At 40.3% G+C, this 22,220-nt stretch carries 6 protein-coding genes; 2 read left to right on the forward strand and 4 right to left on the reverse strand.

Features of this window, described 5'->3' with window-relative positions; all coding sequences use genetic code 11:
* Positions 1 to 16: 16 nt before the first annotated feature.
* Both EPI11_RS00360 and EPI11_RS00365 read left to right on the forward strand, forming a co-directional pair.
* The gene (locus tag EPI11_RS00360) at positions 17 to 16,600 is read left to right on the forward strand and encodes a T9SS type B sorting domain-containing protein (RefSeq protein ID WP_128387972.1); all 16,584 of its coding nucleotides are present in this window, start codon (positions 17 to 19) and stop codon (positions 16,598 to 16,600) included.
* A gap of 85 nt (positions 16,601 to 16,685) precedes the next feature.
* Positions 16,686 to 17,630, forward strand: coding sequence for a PorP/SprF family type IX secretion system membrane protein (locus EPI11_RS00365; protein ID WP_128387973.1), 945 nt, complete (start codon positions 16,686 to 16,688; stop codon positions 17,628 to 17,630).
* Positions 17,631 to 17,984: 354 nt separating this feature from the next.
* Here the strand turns inward: EPI11_RS00365 and EPI11_RS00370 are convergent, their stop codons facing one another.
* From EPI11_RS00370 to EPI11_RS00385, 4 genes are all read right to left on the reverse strand, one after another.
* Positions 17,985 to 19,013 (reverse strand): cytochrome d ubiquinol oxidase subunit II, encoded by a 1,029-nt coding sequence (locus EPI11_RS00370; RefSeq protein ID WP_128387974.1) that lies wholly within the window; start codon positions 19,011 to 19,013, stop codon positions 17,985 to 17,987.
* A gap of 4 nt (positions 19,014 to 19,017) precedes the next feature.
* Positions 19,018 to 20,319, reverse strand: coding sequence for a cytochrome ubiquinol oxidase subunit I (locus EPI11_RS00375; protein WP_128387975.1), 1,302 nt, complete (start codon positions 20,317 to 20,319; stop codon positions 19,018 to 19,020).
* 120 nt (positions 20,320 to 20,439) lie between these two features.
* Positions 20,440 to 20,889 carry a LexA family protein gene (locus EPI11_RS00380; RefSeq protein WP_128387976.1) on the reverse strand — a complete coding sequence of 150 codons (450 nt, stop codon included), beginning with the start codon at positions 20,887 to 20,889 and terminating at the stop codon, positions 20,440 to 20,442.
* The gene (locus EPI11_RS00385; protein WP_128387977.1) at positions 20,880 to 22,151 is read right to left on the reverse strand and encodes a Y-family DNA polymerase; all 1,272 of its coding nucleotides are present in this window, start codon (positions 22,149 to 22,151) and stop codon (positions 20,880 to 20,882) included. The genes EPI11_RS00380 and EPI11_RS00385 overlap by 10 nt, the downstream gene beginning before the upstream one ends.
* Positions 22,152 to 22,220: the final 69 nt, after the last annotated feature.

Genomic DNA, 22,220 nt, shown 5'->3' on the forward strand with positions numbered 1-22,220 from the left:
AAAATACTAAAAACTAATGTACTACTTTAAAACATTATCATTTAGGGTTATTGTCCTTATTGGATTCTTATTGTCCTGTTTAGCTGGGGAGGCACAGATCAAAAAGGCTTTTGCTATCCGGGATCAAAGAACCCTTAAAGGTGATATGACAATGATTGCTAATAGCATTGTTAACAGATATGAGCCTGTTAGGGATAAAATGGACTGGGTATGGAGAAACGGAAAATGGAGATGGGAAGCAGTGGGAACTCTCCCGGAAACACCTACATCAACACCCTATGGCGGGTCATCTAATAACGATGATTTCACCATGCGTTATATTGATGTTGATACTGATCCTTTAACATTTAGTTCCAGTAAAGCAACGCTGGCTGTACCTGATGCTCCTGCATGCAGCAAGATCGTATATGCCGCTTTATACTGGTCCGGAACCTACTTATATAATGGAGCTGATTCCAGTACAGGAAGGGAAAGCACAACTCTTCATCAGGTAAAATTAAAATTACCAACCCAGACTGCTTATACAGATATTACCGGAACGGTTATTTATGATGACGAAACATCAGGGAGTGGAAGTTTTGCTAACAGGCCTTATGCCTGTTATGCAAATGTAACCAGTCTTCTTGCCGGTTTGGCAAACCCAAACGGTGAATATACTGTAGCAAATATCAGAGCCACACAAGCCGGCCTATTTGGGGGTATTTCTGCCGGATGGACGCTGTATGTAGTGTATGAAAACCCAAAATTACCAGGAAAATATATTACATCTTACGATGGTTTTGCGGGAGTAAGCCAGTCGCAGGCAGGAGTGGATCTAAACTATACGGGTTTTGTTACCGTACCGCAAAAAGTACAGGCAAAACTTATAGTGTCTGCTCTCGAAGGTGACAGAGGAATTGAAGGAGATAACCTTAAATTTAGAAGTGGCCTTACAGGGCCTTTTAATGATATATCTAATGCCCAAAATGCAGCTGATAATTTCTTTAACGGTACATTATCGGTATTAGATGCTTTGGGTACTTCGGTCAATTTTGATGCCCGGGTTCCTAACAGTTTAAATACGCTGGGCTATGATTCGGATATTGTTAATATCTCCAATCAATTGCAGCCCAGTGCTACAGCAGCAACATTAAGGATAACATCGACAGGTGATACTTATTACATGTTTTTTAACGCCTTTAGTGTAGATGTTATTGCACCGGAGTTACAACTTGTTAAAACGGTAGAACGATTTGGCCAGGACGCAGCAGGTGCTAATGTAGATTTAGGAGATCCATTAGATTATATCCTTACTTTTAAAAATGTGGGTAATGATGACGGTAAGGATCTTGTTATTACTGATGTTTTACCTAAAAACACCATTTATTTTGGTACAACACGCCCTGCGGGAGTGGCAGCTCCTACAATTAATGCTGTTACAGGTGCGCTTGAATTTACAATACCAAACGCATTGGTTAAAAAAGGAACCGAGTCTATAGAAAGCGTTATAAGAATACATATAAAAGTAGCAAGTACGTGTAGTGAATTTACAGACGCATGTTCTAATGAGATTCGTAACAAAGCTTTTGCATCCTATAAAGGTGTAATAAATACTATGCCTATAGTTGACGGCAGTGTTACCGGACTGGACCAGAACAATTGTATGAAACCCATAGAGGGGCCTGCTAACTTTATAGTAGGACTGGCAACATGTGATTTTTTACATAATGAAGTACTTTGCGGCCCGAGTTTGCTGCTTAAAACAGGTAGCGGTTATGAAACGTACCAATGGTACAGAAAAGATCCGGGTGGAGATATAGCTCTTCCGGGAGAGACAGGTCAGCAAATGACGGTTTTTGTGCCTGGAGAATATTATGTGAAATGTATTCCTTTTGCTCCTTGTTTAACAGAGCTTTTGGAAACATTCATTGTAAAACTTCATGCTAACTCTCTTCAAAATAATCCTGTAAAACCCTTTCAGAGTAAAGAAGTAAAATGTAACGATACAGGAGAAATTTTACCGGTGATTATTTTATGTGGTTTGAATGACCACAAAATGATTCAGACAGGTATTACGGGAGTGACGAGCATTGTTTGGGAAAAATTAACAGGTGCCTGTTATGATCCTACGGCAGTTTGTATTAATAAAAGTGCGACATGTACCTGGGTTAATGTTGGTACCGGTCCGGATTATGATGCAAACGAAGCCGGAACTTTTAGAATGAGAATCAGCTATGCGGGAGGCACCGGATGTGTTACTTCCTATTACTTTAAGGTCTCTAAAAACCTTCTGAATCCTCAGATTAATTCAACTAATATTTTTTGTGCCCAGAATGGGGAAATAAAAATTGTAAACGTACCTACTACTTATGAGGTTAAGCTTATAAACCAGACTACGGGTGCCGTTTTATTTGATTATCCTAATACAAATCAGGTATTTTCTATTGCAGCACCGGGCGTTTACAGAGTCGAATTAAGACATCAGGGAGTAGCAGACGGCTGCGAATTTATAATACCGAATATTGGTATTTCAAAGAAAGACCTGGAGGTAGAATTTGTTACCCAAAACAAAACATGTAACGGACTGGGAAGCATAAGAATTAAACCTACAGACGTACAATCACAATATCAATATACTATCTCGGGTCCTGTTAACGACACGAGAGCACCATCTACAGACCGTAATGTAATCTTTGAAGGATTAATATCGGGAGTATATACAGTTACAGTAACCACTACTAATGGCTGTACTATTACAGATACTGTAACTATATTAGATCATTCTGATTTAAATGTTAGCGGTACTGTTACCCAAAACATTTCCTGCGTACCCGGAATCATTAAGTTAACAGGCTCAGGTGGTGAACCAACTTATCTTTATGCAGTGCATAGTTATACAGGTCCCTCTGCAACTCCTTTACCTTTAAATGTTTTCTCGGATGCCACTCTTATTGAGATTACTGCAGCACAAGCGGGCACTTATGTGTTTGAAATGAAAGATGCTAACGGCTGTACTGCGCTTACTGCTCCTATAACAATATCAGTAATGCCGGGTGTGGTTTATACAACGGCATTTAAAGATGTAAGCTGTAATGGTGCTAATGATGGTACTATTACATATACGGTTACCGCAGCAAATGGTTATGCAGTATCTTACGAACTGTTGAATGCCGCCGGAGATCTTGTAGAAATGAATAACCTGGGCAAGTTTATAAACCTTGCTGCAGGTACCTACACTGTTAATTTAATTCAGACAGGTACAGGTAATATTCCATGTCCTTTCCCTGCAACATTTACAATTGCACAGCCGGCTGCATTAGTCGGCACGGCAAGCCTTACCCAAGCTTATACCTGTACAGCTAATGGAATTATTACTGTTAGTGTGCCATCTGTAACCGGAGGTACATCTCCTTATCAATACAGTATTGGTGGAGCTTATGGTGCAGTGAGTACTTTTACGGGTCTTACCCCGGGTAATTATACGGTTACTGTAAAAGATGCTAAAGGCTGTATTCTTACTATGCCTGTAATCAATATACCGGTTCTGCCAAAAATGACAGATCTTGTATTTACACCAACTGCGGTAACCTGCCCAACGGTAACTGCAAATGTTACTGTTGCAGTAACGGGTGGTGCAGCACCATTTCAATATGCAATAACAGCTCCGGTATCGGCAGTAACGCCGGTTGGAGCAAGTGCGACTTTTGCAGGATTAGCACCGGGCACTTATACCTTTACAGCGACTGATGCTAACAACTGTACTTTCTCTGAAGATTATACTATAAATACGATCACGAAGATTAATGTAACAGGAGAACTTGTAAAAAATGTAGTATGTTTTGGAGAGGCAAACGGTTCAATAAAATATACAGTTAGCGGCAGTGCTAACTACAATTATTCGGTAGTAAGTTCAGGAACAACTGTAGCTCCTGCTACTAACCAGTCTGCTCCTGAAATAAATCTAAACAGCCTTCTTGCCGGTACTTATACGATTACGGTAAAAGACAATGTTACAAACTGCGAATCTACGGCTACGATTATTATTGAAGCACCAACGGCTGCACTTACAGTTTCTCATACTGTTGCAGAACCTAGTTGTACTGCTCCCGGTAGTATAACTGTTACTGCAGCAAATGGCTGGGGTAATTATATGTATCAGCTAAATACAGGAACTCCGCAAACGAGCAATGTATTTAACAATGTTGCTGCCGGTACTTATACTATTACTGTTGTTGATGGTAATGGTTGTGTGAAAACGGATAGTGCTACATTAACAACACCTTTGGCTCCTGTAATAAATATAACGGGATCTGACTTGTGTTTTGATGGTAATGGTACAACTATTACAGTTAATGCAACGGGAGGACGTTTACCATTTAGCTATATTCTTAATAGCGGCGCTGGCCAGGAGGGTAATACATTTACAGATCTTGTTCCCGGTACTTATAATATAATGGTTAAAGATGCTAATAACTGTCTTACTGCTCCACTGAGTTTTACAGTATTCCCGGCATTAAAACTGGATGTTACACAAAAAGAACTGGATTGTTCGGGAAGTCCGGATGCAGAAATTAACATCGCTATTACAGGTGGTAAAGCACCATTTACGTATGAAACGAAAAAAGCACCGGATCCATACGGGGCTTCGGCTACGGTTGCGGCGAATACTATTAATTATTCAACGCCAGATGCCGGTACTTATATGTTTAGAATTACCGATGCACTTGGATGTAGTATAGAAACAAATTCGATCGAGGTGCTGCCTTTATCAATGCCGGCAATTACATCATTAACGCCTACAGCAGTTGTATGTCATGGGGAAAGTAATGGTTCTATCGCGGTAGTAGTTAATACTGCAGTAGGTACTCCGGCATATACTATCACTGTAAGAAATACAACAACATCTCAAGACTTTACAAGAACGACTAACTTACCAGCGGGTATGTATACCGTTACGGTTACCGACGGTAAAGGATGTACTGTTACCGGGATTACACAAATTACACAGCCGAATGCTATTACATTTACTACGCTCGAAACTCCTATTCAGTGTACAGTTGTCGATCCACTTGATCCAACAGTTAATATTACAGCAGGGAAAATCAGGATACAGAATGTAGCAGGAGGATTTGAGCCTGTAGTTGGAACTCCGGGACCTTATACTTACTATCTAAAAAATAATTTTGGATATGAGGCTACACCTATTACTACTTCAAACACTTTTCATGAATTTATCGTTCTTGATTTTGGTATTTATGAAGTAACGGTTGAAGATGCTAACGGTTGTAAGGTGATCAAATCTAATATCATTATGGCTTCACCGCCTGAAGAAATGGATATTGATATTGCTGCCGTTGTGACCGATTGTGCAACGGGTGGAACTGCCGTTGTGGAAGTAAAACCAGATGTAAGTAGTGATAACTATAGTTTTGCTATTTTAACTACAAATGATCCAAATAACATTCCGGCTTCGGAGTATAAACCTTCAGATGTTGGAACACCGAAAATACATACATTCTATAATTTAATACCAGGGCTTACTTATACATTTATTGTAAAAGATAATGCTACAGGGTGTTACTATATTAAAACAGCTGATGTCCCGATCCCGACACTTTCTAATTTAGTAATTGTAAAAGATATTGTAAGCAATGTTACCTGTACTAACGCAGATGACGGAACTGCTAAATTTACTTTTAGCGGATTTGACGCAGGTGCTACAGATATAAGCTATGAAGTGTATTATGCACAATCTAATATACCTGTTACACCAATTGTTCCGCCGGCATTACCGCCAAGTGTACCGGTTGCTGCGGGAGAAGTTTCTGTATCAGGATTAGCTCCGGGTATTTACTTTATCCTGTTTAAAGAAATAGGCGGTATCCATGATGGCTGCAGCGTAGTTTCGGAACAATTTACAATTTCAGAATCATTAAAATTACTTGTACCATCAGCTGTTGTAACTAAAAATGACAATTGTAATCCTAAGGCAGGTATAATAACTGCCAGCGCAAATCATGGTACAAGCCCTTATACCTATGAGCTTAAGTTAACCACAGATGCGGCTCCTACAGCAGCTACATGGGCAGGAACAAATGTGAATACATTTACTGCTGATGGAGGAAACTATATTGTTTATGTCAAGGATGCTAATAACTGTATAAAACCTGCAGCGATTACATTACCTACAGATCCTTCACCGATAATTACTACAACAGTAACAAACCAGTGTAATACAGCAGAAGGCGCATTTACTATAAGCGTTAACATGACACAGGCAGGAATGCCTCCTTATACGTATAGTATTGATGGCAGTGCTTTTGTAAGCCAGGCGACAATGCCTTTTACTTACACTAACCTTTCTTCGGGAGATCATACCATAACCGTAAAAGACGTTAACGGATGTACATACGCTCCTGCAGCTCCTGCAAAAATTTATGTTCCGCTTGATCTTACAATAGCTGTAACTACGCAGCCTTGGTGTAGTATTCCTACTAAAGGTGAGATTAAGGTAACAGGTTTTGGAGGATCGGGAGTTTACAGATATGAATTAAGAAGTACAGCGGGAGTTCTAATCACTGGTCCGCAGACCTTAAATACGTTTGGAGGAATGGCTTCTGGTGATTATAAAGTTATAATTCGTGATTTTAATACGGGTTGTTTTAAAGAGAAGTCAGTTACATTAGAGGTACCTACACCAGTTACTTTTAACGTAGCACAAGAGAATGTTAAGTGTAAAAGCGGTAATGATGGCGCAATTACAATAACGCTTCCGGTATCCAATAATAATCCACCATATACTTATCTCCTTAGTAAAGGTGGCAGTTCAATATTACAATCAGGACCGATATTTACAGGATTAATCGAAGGTGTTTATGATATTAAAGTAATATCAGAAAGAGGTTGCGAAGCTACAGGTTCAGTAACAATTACTGCGCCTAATGCGGTTAGTGGAACAGCAACAGCGACACAATTTGCCTGTAATCCTGATAATACAGTTAAAACATCTCTTGTAACCATTACCGGAACAGGAGGAGCAGGATCATACTGGTTTAGTATAAATGGGACCGATTATTTTACAACAAATACTTTTAATATTATTGATAACGGAGCTGTTCAGAACATTACTGCTCATATTAAAGACCAGAACAATTGTGAATTTACTGTGCCTGTTATTATAAATCCGCTGCCTGTATTAGGTACAGCAACCGCTGCAAAAGTAACGGGAATAACATGTACTAATGACGAAACAGTTAAGGTAGATATAACCGGAGGGTCGGGTAATTTTAAATTTGAATTACTTCCGGCAGGAGCAAGTGTATCTCCGGGTGCAGGTATACGCACAGCTAATTTCACATTAACAGCTGTTGGTAGCTATACCTTTAAAGTTACCGATCTTACAACAGGCTGCAGCGTTATTACAATTCCTTATGAGGTATTGCCTTATAACACTATTACTGCTGCTGTTAGCAATGCAGTACCGGTTGTTTGTCATGGAGCTTCTGATGGTAAGATAACCTTAAACGTAGCTAATTATACAGGTACTTATTCTTATAAGGTATTTAATGATTTAGGTACTCAGGTTGGTATCGGAACTTCTACAGCACCAAACACTTTTGAAATAACAGGTCTACCTGCAGGTGTTCTGCATGTTGAGGTAAAAGCTACTCAGACTCCGTACTGTACCGTTAATACAACAACGATAACAGTGCCGTCTCCGGCAGATGCCTTAGTGGTGACTGCTACTGCTAATGCAAGCGTAACCTGCGATAATAACAAAGGAGTAATTTTAGCAGAGTCGACCGGTGGATGGGGAACTTATGAATATGAGTTTATTAATACTACTACGGGTACACAATTACAGCTTTATGGTGTAATTAATATGTGGGTAGACCTGCCGGCAGGAACATATACTATAAATGTAAAAGATGCGGGAGGCTGTGTGGTAACAACTAGTATTACTTTAAACCCTGCTGTTAGAATTGTAGCTGATATTCTTGCTACCCCTACATTATTAGCGTGTCATGGAGATAACAATGGATCTGTAAAAGCTACCAATGTGGCAAATGGATCTGGAGTATATCAATATATACTTAATGAGTATGATAGTCTAGCGGCTATTACTCCGGTATCAAGCAGCGGTGCACAACTAAGCGATACATTTACAGGACTGGGTGCAGGATTTTATAGCATTACAGTTACTGATGGATGGAACTGTAATATAGAAACGGTTAAAGTGACGATTGATGAACCTGAAATTCTTCGAGGGGCACTTTCGGTAACGAAACAGTTGGAATGTATTGCAAAAGCCGAGCTTACATTAACGGTAACCGGCGGTACGCAGCCTTATTCGTATAAGAGAATAAGTGATGCTGTTTATACAGTAATGGGGTCGGATACGGAAATTATAAACAACCTTTCTGACGGGATATATCAATATAATATTATAGATGCCAATGGCTGTGCTATGGTAATGAGTAACCAGATTACACTATTACCTGTGCCAACATTAGAGCTTAACATAACAAATACAAAAGTTAATTGTTCTGGAGCTACAACAGCCGAAATAGAAGGCGAAGCAACAGGCGGACTGGGAGCTTATAAATATGCTTTATTGGCAGATGCTGCGGGTACTGTAGAGTTGGTTCCAGACCAGAATAGCGGAGTATTTACAGGGCTTGGACACGGAACATATTTTGTGCGTGTTACAAGTAAAGATTGTAAAGTAACATCTGCAGCTATAACAATAACAGATCCGGATCTTCTTGAAGTAACCTATGATCTTTATGCGGTTAAATGTTTTGGAGAAACAACGGGACGAATTGTAATTAATACAACCGGAGGTACGGGCACTATACAGTATGCTATTTCACCAGATCTTAGCCAGTTTGAGAACAATAATGAACTTACAGGGCTTAAAGCAGGACTTTATACCGTTCTTGTTCAGGATGCAAATGGATGCTTTATTTTATTAAGGGATCTTGAGATAACTCAGCCGTTACTGGTAGAAGCCGATATCGATATGACTGCAACAAACGGCGAGCGCTGCCTTGGTGCCGACGATGGTGCTATAGCGATCGATATCAGGGGTGGTATGGGAGTTTATGAAGTAAGTATTGAGCATAGTGCCGGGGCTTCGACTCCTACAGCTCCTTTTATACCTATAACAGGATCTCATTATGTATTCGAACATCTGACACCAGGTGATAAAACAATCTTTATAAGAGATACGAACGGCTGTGCTGTAGATCCACCTTTGGAATATACAATTACCGAAGGAGTAGATATAAAACCTACTACAGCGGTAACGCAAGTATGTACAGGGAATACACCAAGTAGTACACTTGTCATTTCTATTGATGCCGCAATTACACTAACAGACGTAGAGTATTCTATAGATGGTACAAATTATCAGGCATCGAATACGTTTACAAACGTAGCACCGGGTATTGATAAGATAGCTTATGCTAAACACGTTAATGGATGTGTTCAGCAGGCTTTATATACTATAGAAACTCTTGCTCCTATAGTAGCTTCTGCAGTGCCAACTGCTGTTCTTTGTAAATCGGGGGCAACAGGTAAGATCACAGTAACAGCTTCTGGCGGAACAGGAACATTGCAGTATGCAATTTCAGATGCGGTACCACCGGTATTTACTGCTTACGATACAAATAATGTATTTACAGGACTTGTAAAAGGCACCTATGCAGTTAGTGTGAAAGATAGTATTGGATGTGAGGTTCAGGTAATTGATATTATAGTTGATGAGCCTGTAGATGTACTGACTGCTACAGCAGTTCCAACCCATGAGATCTGTATCAATGCTAATGACGGTACAATTCTGGTTACTCCATCAGGAGGAACAGGACCTTATTTTATCAGCTTGAATGGAGCTACTGAGGTTAACGCCGCAGTATCACATACATTTACAGCTCTTGCAGATGGTACGTATACCATTGATGTTAGAGATACAAATAATTGCGTTGTAACACAGCAAACAGTTACGATTGACCCTGGGGTAGACATTCAGGCAGTAGCTGCACCGGTAGAGACGTGTACAGGTAATGTACCATCTACAGTAGTTACAGTTACCGTAAATGCAGCAGTTGCAGCAGATGTTCAGTACTCTTTTGACGGAGGTGCTTACAGTGCTTCTAATACTTTCACCTATGCTAATACAGCAGGCGGAGCAAAAACGGTTGATGTGAAACATACGAATGGATGTATCCAGGCGGTTCCGTTTACAATCAATAATTTAACTCCAATCACAGCTACTGCAGCTACAACCCAGGATGTACTTTGTAATGCAGGTACAACAGGTATTGTAACGGTAACCGCTGCCGATGGGACAGGAACATTAGAGTATGCTATCTCATCAGCAGTACCACCTGTATTCGGAGCTTACAATACAAACAATATATTTACAGGTCTTACAGCAGGTACGTATACCGTTAGTGTAAAAGACGGTATTGGTTGTGAAGTTATCATCACAGGTGTTATAGTGAACGAACCTGCACAAGCGTTAACCGCTACAGCAGTTCCTACCCATGAGATCTGTATCAACACTAATGACGGTACAATTCTGGTTACTCCATCAGGAGGAACAGGACCTTATTTCATTAGCTTGAATGGAGCTACTGAGGTTAACGCCGCAGTATCGCATACATTTACAGCTCTTGCAGATGGTACGTATACCATTGATGTTAGAGATACAAATAATTGCGTTGTAACACAGCAAACAGTTACGATTGACCCTGGAGTAGACATTCAGGCAGTAGCTACGCCGGTAGAGACGTGTACAGGTAATGTACCATCTACAGTAGTTACAGTTACCGTAAATGCAACAGTTGCAGCCGATGTTCAGTACTCTTTCGACGGAGGTGCTTACAGTGCTTCTAATACTTTCACTTATGCTAATACAGCAGGTGGTGCTAAAACGGTAAGTGTGAAACATACGAATGGATGTATCCAATCGGTTCTGTTTACAATCAATAATTTAACTCCAATTACAGCTACCGCAGCTACGACCCAGGATGTACTTTGTAATGCAGGTACAACAGGTATTGTAACAGTAACTGCTGCAGATGGCACAGGTACTTTAGAGTATGCAATTTCAAATTCAGTACCACCAGTATTCGGAGCTTACAATACAAACAATGTATTTACAGGCCTTACGGCGGGTACGTATACGGTTAGTGTAAAAGACGGTATCGGCTGTGAGGTTGTTATACCGGGCGTTATTGTGGATGAGCCTGTTTTAGCCTTATCAGCTACAGCAGTTCCTACACACGAGATCTGTATCAATACTAATGATGGTACAATTCTGGTTACTCCATCAGGAGGAACAGGACCTTATTTCATCAGCTTAAATGGAGCAGCTGAGATTAACGCCGCAGTATCGCATACATTTACAGCTCTTGCAGATGGTACGTATACCATTGATGTTAGAGATACAAACAACTGTACTATTACACAGCAAACGGTTACTATTAATGCTGGAGTAGATATCCAAGCAGTAGCTGCACCGGTAGAAACATGTACAGGTAATGTACCATCTACAGTAGTTACAGTTACCGTAAATGCTGCTTTAGCTGCCGATGTTCAGTACTCTTTTGACGGAGGTGCTTACACTGCTTCTAATACTTTCACCTATGCTAATACAGCAGGCGGAGCAAAAACGGTAAGTGTGAAACATACGAATGGATGTATCCAGACGGTTCCATTCACGATCAATAATTTAACTCCAATCACAGCTTCGGCAGCTACAACCCAGGATGTACTTTGTAATGCAGGTACAACAGGTATTGTAACAGTAACTGCTGCAGATGGCACAGGTACTTTAGAGTATGCAATTTCAAATGCAGTACCACCAGTATTCGGAGCTTACAATACAAATAATGTATTTACAGGCCTTACGGCGGGTACGTATACAGTTAGTGTAAAAGACGGTATTGGTTGTGAGGTTGTCATCACAGGTGTTATAGTAGACGAACCTGCTTTGGCATTATCAGCTACAGCAGTTCCTACACACGAGATCTGTATTAATGCTGCTGACGGTACTATTCTGGTAACTCCAACAGGAGGAACAGGTCCGTATTTCATCAGCTTAAATGGAGCAGCTGAGATTAACGCTGCAGTATCACATACATTCATAGACCTTGCAGATGGTACTTATACGATTGATGTTAGGGACACAAACAATTGTGTTACAACACAGCAATCAGTTACGATTAATGCTGGAGTAGATATCCAAGCATTAGCTACACCGGTAGAAACATGTACAGGCAACCTGCCATCTACAGTGGTAACGGTTACCGTAAATGCAGCAGTTGCTGCAGATGTTCAGTACTCTTTTGACGGAGGTGCTTACACTGCAACAAATACCTTTACTTATGCTAATACAGCAGGTGGTGGTAAAACGGTAAGTGTGAAACATACCAACGGATGTATCCAATCGGTTCCATTCACGATCAATAATTTAACTCCAATAACAGCTAACGCTGCAACAACACAGGATGTACTTTGTAACGCAGGAGCTACAGGTGAAGTTACTGTAACCGCCACAGCGGGAACAGGCACCTTACAGTATGCTATCTCATCAGCAGTACCACCTGTATTCGGAGCTTACAATACAAACAATGTATTTACAGGCCTTACGGCGGGTACGTATACAGTTAGTGTAAAAGACGGTATTGGTTGTGAGGTTATCATCACAGGTGTTATAGTGAACGAACCTGTACAAGCGTTAACCGCTACAGCAGTTCCAACACACGAGATCTGTATTAATGCTGCTGACGGTACAATTCTGGTTACTCCATCGGGAGGAACAGGTCCGTATTTCATCAGCTTGAATGGAGCTACTGAGGTTAATGCAGCAGTGTCGCATACATTTACAGCTCTTGCAGATGGTACGTATACCATTGATGTTAGAGATACAAACAATTGCGTTGTAACACAGCAATCAGTTACTATTAATCCTGGAGTAGATATCCAAGCAGTAGCTGCACCGGTAGAAACATGTACAGGCAACCTGCCATCTACAGTGGTAACGGTTACCGTAAATGCAGCGGTTACAGCGGATGTTCAGTACTCTTTTGACGGAGGTGCTTACACTGCAACAAATACCTTTACTTATGCTAATACAGCAGGTGGTGGTAAAACGGTAAGTGTGAAACATACCAACGGATGTATCCAATCGGTTCCATTCACGATCAATAATTTAACTCCAATAACAGCTAACGCTGCAACAACACAGGATGTACTTTGTAACGCAGGAGCTACAGGTGAAGTTACTGTAACCGCCACAGCGGGAACAGGCACCTTACAGTATGCTATCTCATCAGCAGTACCACCTGTATTCGGAGCTTACAATACAAACAATGTATTTACAGGCCTTACGGCGGGTACGTATACAGTTAGTGTAAAAGACGGTATTGGTTGTGAGGTTATCATCACAGGTGTTATAGTAGACGAACCTGCTTTGGCATTATCAGCTACAGCAGTTCCTACCCATGAGATCTGTATCAACGCTAATGACGGTACTATTCTGGTAACTCCAACAGGAGGAACAGGTCCGTATTTCATCAGCTTAAATGGAGCAGCTGAGATTAACGCCGCAGTATCGCATACATTTACAGCTCTTGCCGACGGTGTTTATACGATTGATGTTAGGGACACAAACAATTGTGTTACAACACAGCAATCAGTTACGATTAATGCTGGAGTAGATATCCAAGCAGTAGCTACACCGGTAGAAACATGTACAGGTAATGTACCATCTACAGTAGTTACAGTTACCGTAAATGCAGCAGTTGCAGCCGATGTTCAGTACTCTTTCGACGGAGGTGCTTACACTGCTTCTAATACTTTCACCTATGCTAATACAGCAGGTGGAGCTAAAACGGTAAGTGTGAAACACACCAACGGATGTATCCAATCGGTTCCATTTACGATCAATAATTTAATGCCTATAGGCGGTACAGCAAATGCTACAGCAAATGTGCTTTGTTTTGGAAGTACTACGGGTGAGGTTACCGTAACAGCTACAGGTGGAACAGGAGCATTGCAGTATGCGATATCTCCTAATAATATTTACCAGCCATCTAATGTGTTTACTGGTCTTGTTGCGGGCACTTATACGGTAAAAGTAAAAGATGCTATAGGCTGTGAATTTGTTATCAATACCATTTTGGTAGACGGACCAACAGCAGTCTTAGCTGCTGCAACAGCAGTTACACCGGAAACGTGTATTAATAAAAATGATGGTACTATCACAATTACGCCATCAGGCGGAACGACACCCTACTTTACAAGTATTGATGGTGTTACTTACACACAGGATAAAGTACTTTATATAGGGCTTGCAGATGGTAACTATACCGTTTATGTAAAAGATATCAATAACTGTGCAGTCGTTCCACAAACGGTTACGATTGCACCGGGAGTTGCTATTCAGCCTACAACAGTTGTAACCCGAGTATGTGATCTAAGTACAGTAACAATTTCGGTAAATCCGGCTGTTGCAGGAAATGTGATATACTATATTGATAGTGTTTTAACTTCAAATCCGGTTACGAAAGTCTTCACTCCGGGAGTACACACGGTAGATGTAGAGCATGTTAACGGATGTATTGAAAGAACGACATTTACGATAGCTCCTATTGTTCCAATTGTAATTGGTACACCAATACTGCATGACATCGCTTGTTATGGTATGTCAACCGGCAGCATTGAAGTTATCGCAACAGGAGGGAATGGTCCATTGCAATATGCTTTATACCATTTGAGTGATTATCAAAATGGCGGGCCTGCACTGTATCCTTACAGTACAGCAAATACATTTGTAGTACCTGTAGGCTTCTATGTGGCAAAAGTCCGTGATGCTATTGGCTGTGAGGTTGTGTCTCAAAATATGGAGATAAAAGAACCATTAACACCGCTTTCGGCTACGGTATCAACAGTACCTGAAACATGTGTCCTTGCTAAAGACGGTAAGGTACAGATCACTAATATATTGGGAGGTACTCCACCATATTCGATAGCATTAAATACACAAACTGAAAATAATTTCATACAGATCCAAGGTAATTCACATGAGTTTACCGGACTTTATGGTGGAATTTATGATGTGTTCATTAGAGATGCTAACGGATGTTATTTACCGAAGTTTACAAGAACGGTGAAGAATGGAGTTAATATTCAGCCTTACATTACAACAGCTGTGATCTGTAATAATAACATTCAGACAACTACAGTAACGGTACATGTAAATGCTGCAATTGCGAATGAAGTTACGTTCTCTGAGACCGGAAATCCAGGTACTTACACGACTAATAATGTTTTCTCTTATACTACACCGGGTGACCATATCGTGTACATATTACATGTTAATGGCTGTAAAGGCAGTATGAAGTTTACTGTAGCGCCTAGAGTGCCTATTGTACCAATAGCAGCAGCAACTGCAGTGTTATGTAAAGGAGAGGCTAATGGTAGTATCTCTGTTTCGGCTACCGGAGGTATAGGTGTATTACAATATGGTATTTCACCAAATTATACTATGGGTTCTAATCCGGTATTTAACGGATTGGCAGCAGGAGATCATATTATAAGAGTAGAGGATGCTGTAGGATGTTATACAGATCTTACGGTTAACGTAAAAGAACCGTTAACTGCACTGGCTGTGAAGCTTGAGAAAATCTGGCAGGAAGAAATATGCGTTGATGATGACAACGGTGCTATAGAGATAAGTGTATCCGGAGGTAAAGCACCTTATTTTACAAGTCTTGATGCTAATGGAGTATTTACTGAAGGCGAATACATGTTTGACAATCTTGACGGAGGTGTTACGTATAGCGTTTATGTAAAAGATGCTAACGGCTGTATTAGTTCAATTAATGTACCATTGGCTGCACCAATAACTATTAATGCAAGAGAAGAGATCGCTTACGAATGTGATGGTAATAAGGTTAGAATTAAAACTACTGATGTGTTTTTACCAACAGATCTTACCCACAGCCTAAATGGGGGTGCACCTCAGGCGTCTAATGAATTTGAAGATCTGCCAAATGGCCAACATAAGGTAGATGTGCTTCATGCTTCAGGATGTACAGACTCAGTTACGTTTACGATAGATAATCCAGTGCTATTAACAGTAACATTGACAGAATCCGGATTTAACCAGATCATGGCAACAGCTTCAGGAGGGCTGGGTTCTCATTCTTACAGTATTACGTTTAACGGTGAAGAGGTTACAACCAATAGAAGCTATACCTATTTTAAAAGCGGTACCTATGTGGTAACAGTAACGGATAATAGAGGCTGTGAAGTTTCTGCTTCGATAAATGTTGTGTTTGTTGAAATCACAATACCGGATATTGCGACACCGGATAATGATGGACACAATGACGGATGGAAACCGAACAATACTCAAAACTATCCTAAATTAACTGCAGAGGTCTTTGACAGATACGGAAGAAAACTGGCGACATTAAAAGAAGGTCAGGCATGGGATTGTAGATATGAAGGTAACGAAATGCCTTCGGGAGATTACTGGTACCTTGTAAAGCTTAATGCTGATCAGGATAGCAGAGAATTCATAGGACACTTCACTATTTACAGATAAATTAATGATAGCCATGGCTGCTGCAACAGCAGCCGTGGTTTCTATTAAATTAAAATCTTAACCGGACAAAATACACACATATACAATGAAAAATATATACCGCCTGTTATTTCTGCTTTTAGCCTTACCGGCTGCAAATGCGCAGGAACTTACTATACCAACCTTTACACAATACCTGGCAGACAATCCGTTTGTTATTTCACCAGCTTATGCCGGTATTGGAGATCACGTGAAAATAAGGATAAACGGCCTTACGCAATGGGTAGGCGTTAAAGATGCTCCCGATATGCAGTCGCTGGCTGCCGACATGAGGATCTCTTCAAACTCAGGGATTGGCGTATTTATGTATAATGATAAAAACGGAAACACCAGGCAGTATGGTGGTAAGTTCTCGTTTGCACATCACCTTATACTGGATGATTATTATGAGCAGTACCTTTCATTAGGGATCTCTTACAATCTTAATCAGTTTAAGATCGATATCGAAAATATAAACACCCCCGATCCATCGGTTACAGATAACCGATATGTAGTAAACCACAACTTTGATATATCGGCATTGTATCGTATTGGTCGTTTTTATGCGAGCTTTAATGCTAACAATGTACTTAATAAGAATCTTGATATTTTTGGGATCAATGAACCAAGAAAATTAAGAAACTATCAGGTTTATACCGGTTACAACTTTAAGAATGATGGAAATATAGAGGTAGAGCCATCGGCTTTTGTACAATACTTTGAAGGTGATGGCAGGTCTACTACCGATATGAACATTAAGGTGCGTTATTTAGCGGGTGACGATTATTACTGGGCAGGTATCAGCTACCGTTTTCTTAATGACCAGATGTTAGATCCTGTAAATGTGGGTCCGATGGTAGGTCTTAGAAAATCGAACTTCTATTTTGCTTATTCGTATCAGGTAACTACAAATGAGCTTTTAGCCTACAACAGCGGAACGCACATGATTACCCTTGGACTGGATATCTTCCAGGGCATAAGCAACTGCCCTTGTACTAATGGCGCTCATTAATATAGGTATCATTTATTAAAACATGTAAAAAAAGCCTTCGCAATTGCGAAGGCTTTTTTTATTCCGGTTAGTTATAGAAGTGTTTCACCCTGAGCTTGTCGAATGGATTAATAAGAGATAAAAAATAGTCACATTGAGCTTGTCGAAATGTGACTATTTTTTTATCTATGTTCGATTACACAATTACACACAAATTCAATTTTACTGCGTTCAAAAGAGGGTGACAGTCCAAAATGTATAAAAAGTTGAATGATAGATATAAAACCGTCGGAATCCATAGATTTTTAAGGGGTTTTATACAATTTAATATTCCACACGAAAAGTGCGTTTTGAAAACAAAAAGTGGAGAATTAATTAGTTCTTTTCGTCTTCTAAAATCTTGATCATTTTAAACGATTTGAGTAGGTGGAAAAGCCCGGGAAGAATAAGTAATCCACCTATAATAAGTGATATGCCTAATACTTGTATAACGCTATCGGGTGCCATACCGTCGAGTAGGCTTACAGGGCCGGTTTTGGTAATAATAAGATTAGGAAAATGTGTACCTACAGCAGCCCATAGTACAAGCAGTACCTGAGATCCGGCAAGGAAGCGGCACCAAATGGTTCTTCCGGCACGAATGCTTCGCCACAGCGGGTAAAGAAGTATTCCGGATAGCGTTACTGCGCCAATGGCATAGTAATTTTTAAGCAGGTCGTTTATAAATTTGTTGTCTTCCAGATAGCCTGTAGCCAGCGTTATGAATCCTAAGATCACAACGACAAATGTTGCAATACCGGCTTTTCGCATGTACATGCGTTTTTCATATTCCTTCGCTTCACCTATTAAGAATGTCGCAGAAAGAAAAACACACAGAGCACTAAAAAAGCATCCGGCAAGGATTGGAAAAGGCTGTAACCACGGATGGATATAGACATCGGCAAAATTAGCTTCGGCAGGGTTTTCCGGGATGATTATATTACCACTAATAAGTGTGCCAAAACTCATCCCTAAAAAGATAGGGGTGACCAGGCAGGAGAATTCGAACATACGGTCATACAGTAATTGCGAACGGTCTTTAACGGCATCGTAGTGCCTGAAAACAAAGGCAACACCACGAAGGGTAATTCCTAAAAGCACAAGTGTTAATGGGATATGAAGGTAAATTATAATGACGTTGTAGAATGCAGGGAAAGCGATCCATAAGATCACGATAAGGATAATGATCCAGATGTGATTGGCTTCCCAAACAGGCCCCATGACACTATAAACCGTCTTTTTAATAGATTTTTTGTGATCTGCAGAAGAGAACAATTCCAATATACCTGCACCAAAATCGGCACCGCCCAATAGTACATAAAGGAAAAAGGAAAACACCGTGAAAAACAATACTACATACAGCATAATGTTAAGAATCAGTATGGTTAAGTACCTTTATTTGTCGTGCCATTAGCCACGTTACAGATATGGTAAGTATGATATACAATACAACATACATATAAAAACTATAGATCATGCCCGGCATTGGGGTCACAGCATCTTTAGTACGCATCACATTATGGATTATCCAGGGCTGGCGGCCTACTTCGGTTACAATCCAGCCTGCTTCCAGCGCAAGGAATCCTATAGGGCTAAGCAGGGCAAAGTAGAGCCAGTACTTCCGGCTTTCCTGCCATTTTTTCTTTTTCAGGCTGATAAAATAAAGTACAGCCGAGAACATTAATAAAGTACCAAGTCCTACCATAACCTGAAAGGCATAGTGGGTAATTGCTACAGGCGGTCGGTCTTCTTTTGGGAAGTCATTCAGTCCTTTTACTTCGGCATTAAAATCACCAAAGGAAAGAAAAGACAAGGCTTTTGGAATTTCAATTTTATAAGATACAGTTCCTTTCTCTTCATCCACAATACCTCCTATATATAAAGGGGCACCTTTTTCGGTTTCGTAATGTGCTTCCAACGCAGCAAGTTTTACAGGTTGGCGCTGTGCAATATCTTTTGCTGATAAATCACCGCTAATGGGCTGTAAAAGTGCAGCGATAGCGCCAAATATGATAGCGATTTTAAAGGCTTCCTTATGGAGGGGGATATTACGTTTTTTATAGATCTGCCATGCATGGATACCTGCTACGGCAAATGAAGTAGCCACAAATGCAGCTAATGTCATGTGTAGTGCCTGTGTAAACCAGGCAGGGTTCAGGAATGCTTTTACAGGGTCTATATTAAGGAATTCTCCGTTAATGTAATCAAACCCGGATGGGGCATTCATCCAGCTGTTTGCCGAAACAACGAGTATGCCTGATGCAACTCCTGATATTCCTACAATAACCCCGGTAAACAGATGAAACCTCTTAGGGAGTTTATTCCATCCGTAAAGGTAGAATCCCAATGCGAGTGCCTCAATAAAAAAGGCAGCACCTTCTAAAGAAAATGGCATCCCAATAATAGGACCTGCATGTATCATGAACTTGGGCCATAGTAAGCCCAGCTCAAACGACAAGGCTGTTCCAGATACGGCACCGGTAACAAAGAATATTGCTACACCCTTTTGCCAGGATTTGGTAAGCGTTAAAAAAATGGGGTTTTTGGTGCGGAGCCATTTGTAATGCGAGATTACCATAAAAAAGGGCATCACCATGCCTATACAGGCAAATACAATATGAAAGATAAGAGTGAATGCCATTTGCATTCTCGCTGCATCTAAATTATCCATGATAGGTTGTTATTTAGGCTTATCAAAGATACTTCACAAAAGTGAATGATACAGGTTTAAAAGGAAAAAAATAAGGCTAAAATTGCTGTGATTTTTATCGAATTTTAAGAGAGAAAAGCATCACATTTTTTTGATTACATAGGTTACAATAGCCCAGATAACAAATTGGTTTTCTTCTGTTACTTTTATCGGAGAGTAGCTGGAATTCTCGGGCATCAGGTAAAGACAGTCTGTGTCAAATTTCAGGCGTTTTACAGTAAATTCGCCATCAATAAGGCAAATGGCTATCTTGCCGTCTGAAGGTTCGAGGCTCCGGTCTATAACCAATATGTCGCCATTGTCTATGCCTGCGTTTGTCATGGAGTTACCTGCAACTCTTATATAAAAAGTGGTAAGCGGATTTTTTTGTGATACAACTTTATTAAGGTCGATCTTGTATTCCATAAAGTCCAATGCCGGAGATGGGAATCCTGCCGATACTCCATGTTGTATAAAAGGAAGTTCGGTTCCGCTTTCCAGGTCGGGGCTATGAAAAGTAAATTTGGGTTCGTTGTCTTTTCTTATTGACATTGTATTACGAGTATATCATTAATATCTGTTGTGTATCGTGGAGAAAGCATGTCCTGTTTCATATCCCATGTTTTTTCGGCCTGTGTGCCTAATCGTATAATACGGCTGCCCATTTTTTCATTTACATAATCCATTGTTTTCATTAAAGCTAAATGCTTCGGATTTTCATCTGTAAAAAGATTAAATTGTTTCGCATTTTCCGGTATGATCTCACTCACGATTACGCCTGCTTTTTTGAACTTTATAGTATCCGTATTTTCCATAAGGTTTTTCAGCAGTTGTATTGCAGCATTACTTATGGTGATAGCCGAATTTGTTGCAAAAGGTAATGTAATCGCTCTGCTGTAATGGTATTTTGGTGTGTTGATAGAGTGTTTGTCTGCTACAAGCATTACAATAATTGTATAGCAGCAGGAATTTTGTTTGCGGAGTTTTTCGGCGGTTACTGTTGCAAAGGTAGATACGCGCTCACGTATCAGGTCATAATCTTTTAATTGTTTCGGGAAGCTTCGGGTGGTTGCTATGCTCTTTTTCTTTTCCGGAACTTCGCCATCGCCTATGGCGGGTTTACCTTCAAGTTCATATTTTATTCGAAGACCAACAACACCCATTTCGCTTTTTATCCAGGGTTCTAGGTGAGGCTGGATAAAATCATAGGCTGTAAGAACATTTCTGGCTTTTAGTTTTTTAACTGTTCTGTATCCAATACCCCAAACATCTTCAATCTTTAACCATTTTAAAGCTTTAATACGTTTTTCATCAGTATCCATTACATATACACCCTGCGTTCTGTCCTGATATTTTTTGGCAATACGATTCGCCGCTTTTGTCAATGTCTTAGTAGGAGCGATGCCTACACAAATGGGCATACTCAGCCACTTCCAGGTACGCTTTCTTATCTCGAGTCCATAGGTGTAAAAGTCGGGAATATCGATTCCGTTAAAATCTAAAAAGGCTTCGTCTATACTGTATTTTTCCACATTGGGCGTAAACATTTCCATGATGCCCATAACGCGTTCGCTAAGGTCACCATACAGAGAGTAATTAGAAGAGAATACTTTTACGTTATGTGTTTTGAGCAACTCCCTTATTTTAAACTCGGGTGCAGCCATACCAATGCCCAATGCTTTTGCTTCTTCACTTCGGGAAATAATACAGCCGTCATTATTAGACAATACAACAACAGGCTTTCCCTGCCATTGCGGCTGGAAAACCCTCTCGCAGGAGGCATAAAAATTGTTGCAGTCAATAAGGGCATACATACTGCAAAGGTAAATATAATAGTGATTGATTATCTCATTCGGAGCACTGTTAAACTTTGTGTTAATGAT

This window comes from Flavobacterium cerinum, assembly GCF_004028155.1.
Lineage (GTDB): Bacteria > Bacteroidota > Bacteroidia > Flavobacteriales > Flavobacteriaceae > Flavobacterium > Flavobacterium cerinum.

Bases quoted from the DNA above. Each gene is read 5' to 3' on its own strand.
- EPI11_RS00365 (WP_128387973.1), top strand. From the start codon at position 16,686: ATGAAAAATATATACCGCCTGTTATTTCTGCTTTTAGCCTTACCGGCT.
- EPI11_RS00385 (WP_128387977.1), bottom strand. From the start codon at position 22,151: ATGTATGCCCTTATTGACTGCAACAATTTTTATGCCTCCTGCGAGAGG.
- EPI11_RS00360 (WP_128387972.1), top strand. From the start codon at position 17: ATGTACTACTTTAAAACATTATCATTTAGGGTTATTGTCCTTATTGGA.
- EPI11_RS00375 (WP_128387975.1), bottom strand. From the start codon at position 20,319: ATGGATAATTTAGATGCAGCGAGAATGCAAATGGCATTCACTCTTATC.
- EPI11_RS00370 (WP_128387974.1), bottom strand. From the start codon at position 19,013: ATGCTGTATGTAGTATTGTTTTTCACGGTGTTTTCCTTTTTCCTTTAT.
- EPI11_RS00380 (WP_128387976.1), bottom strand. From the start codon at position 20,889: ATGTCAATAAGAAAAGACAACGAACCCAAATTTACTTTTCATAGCCCC.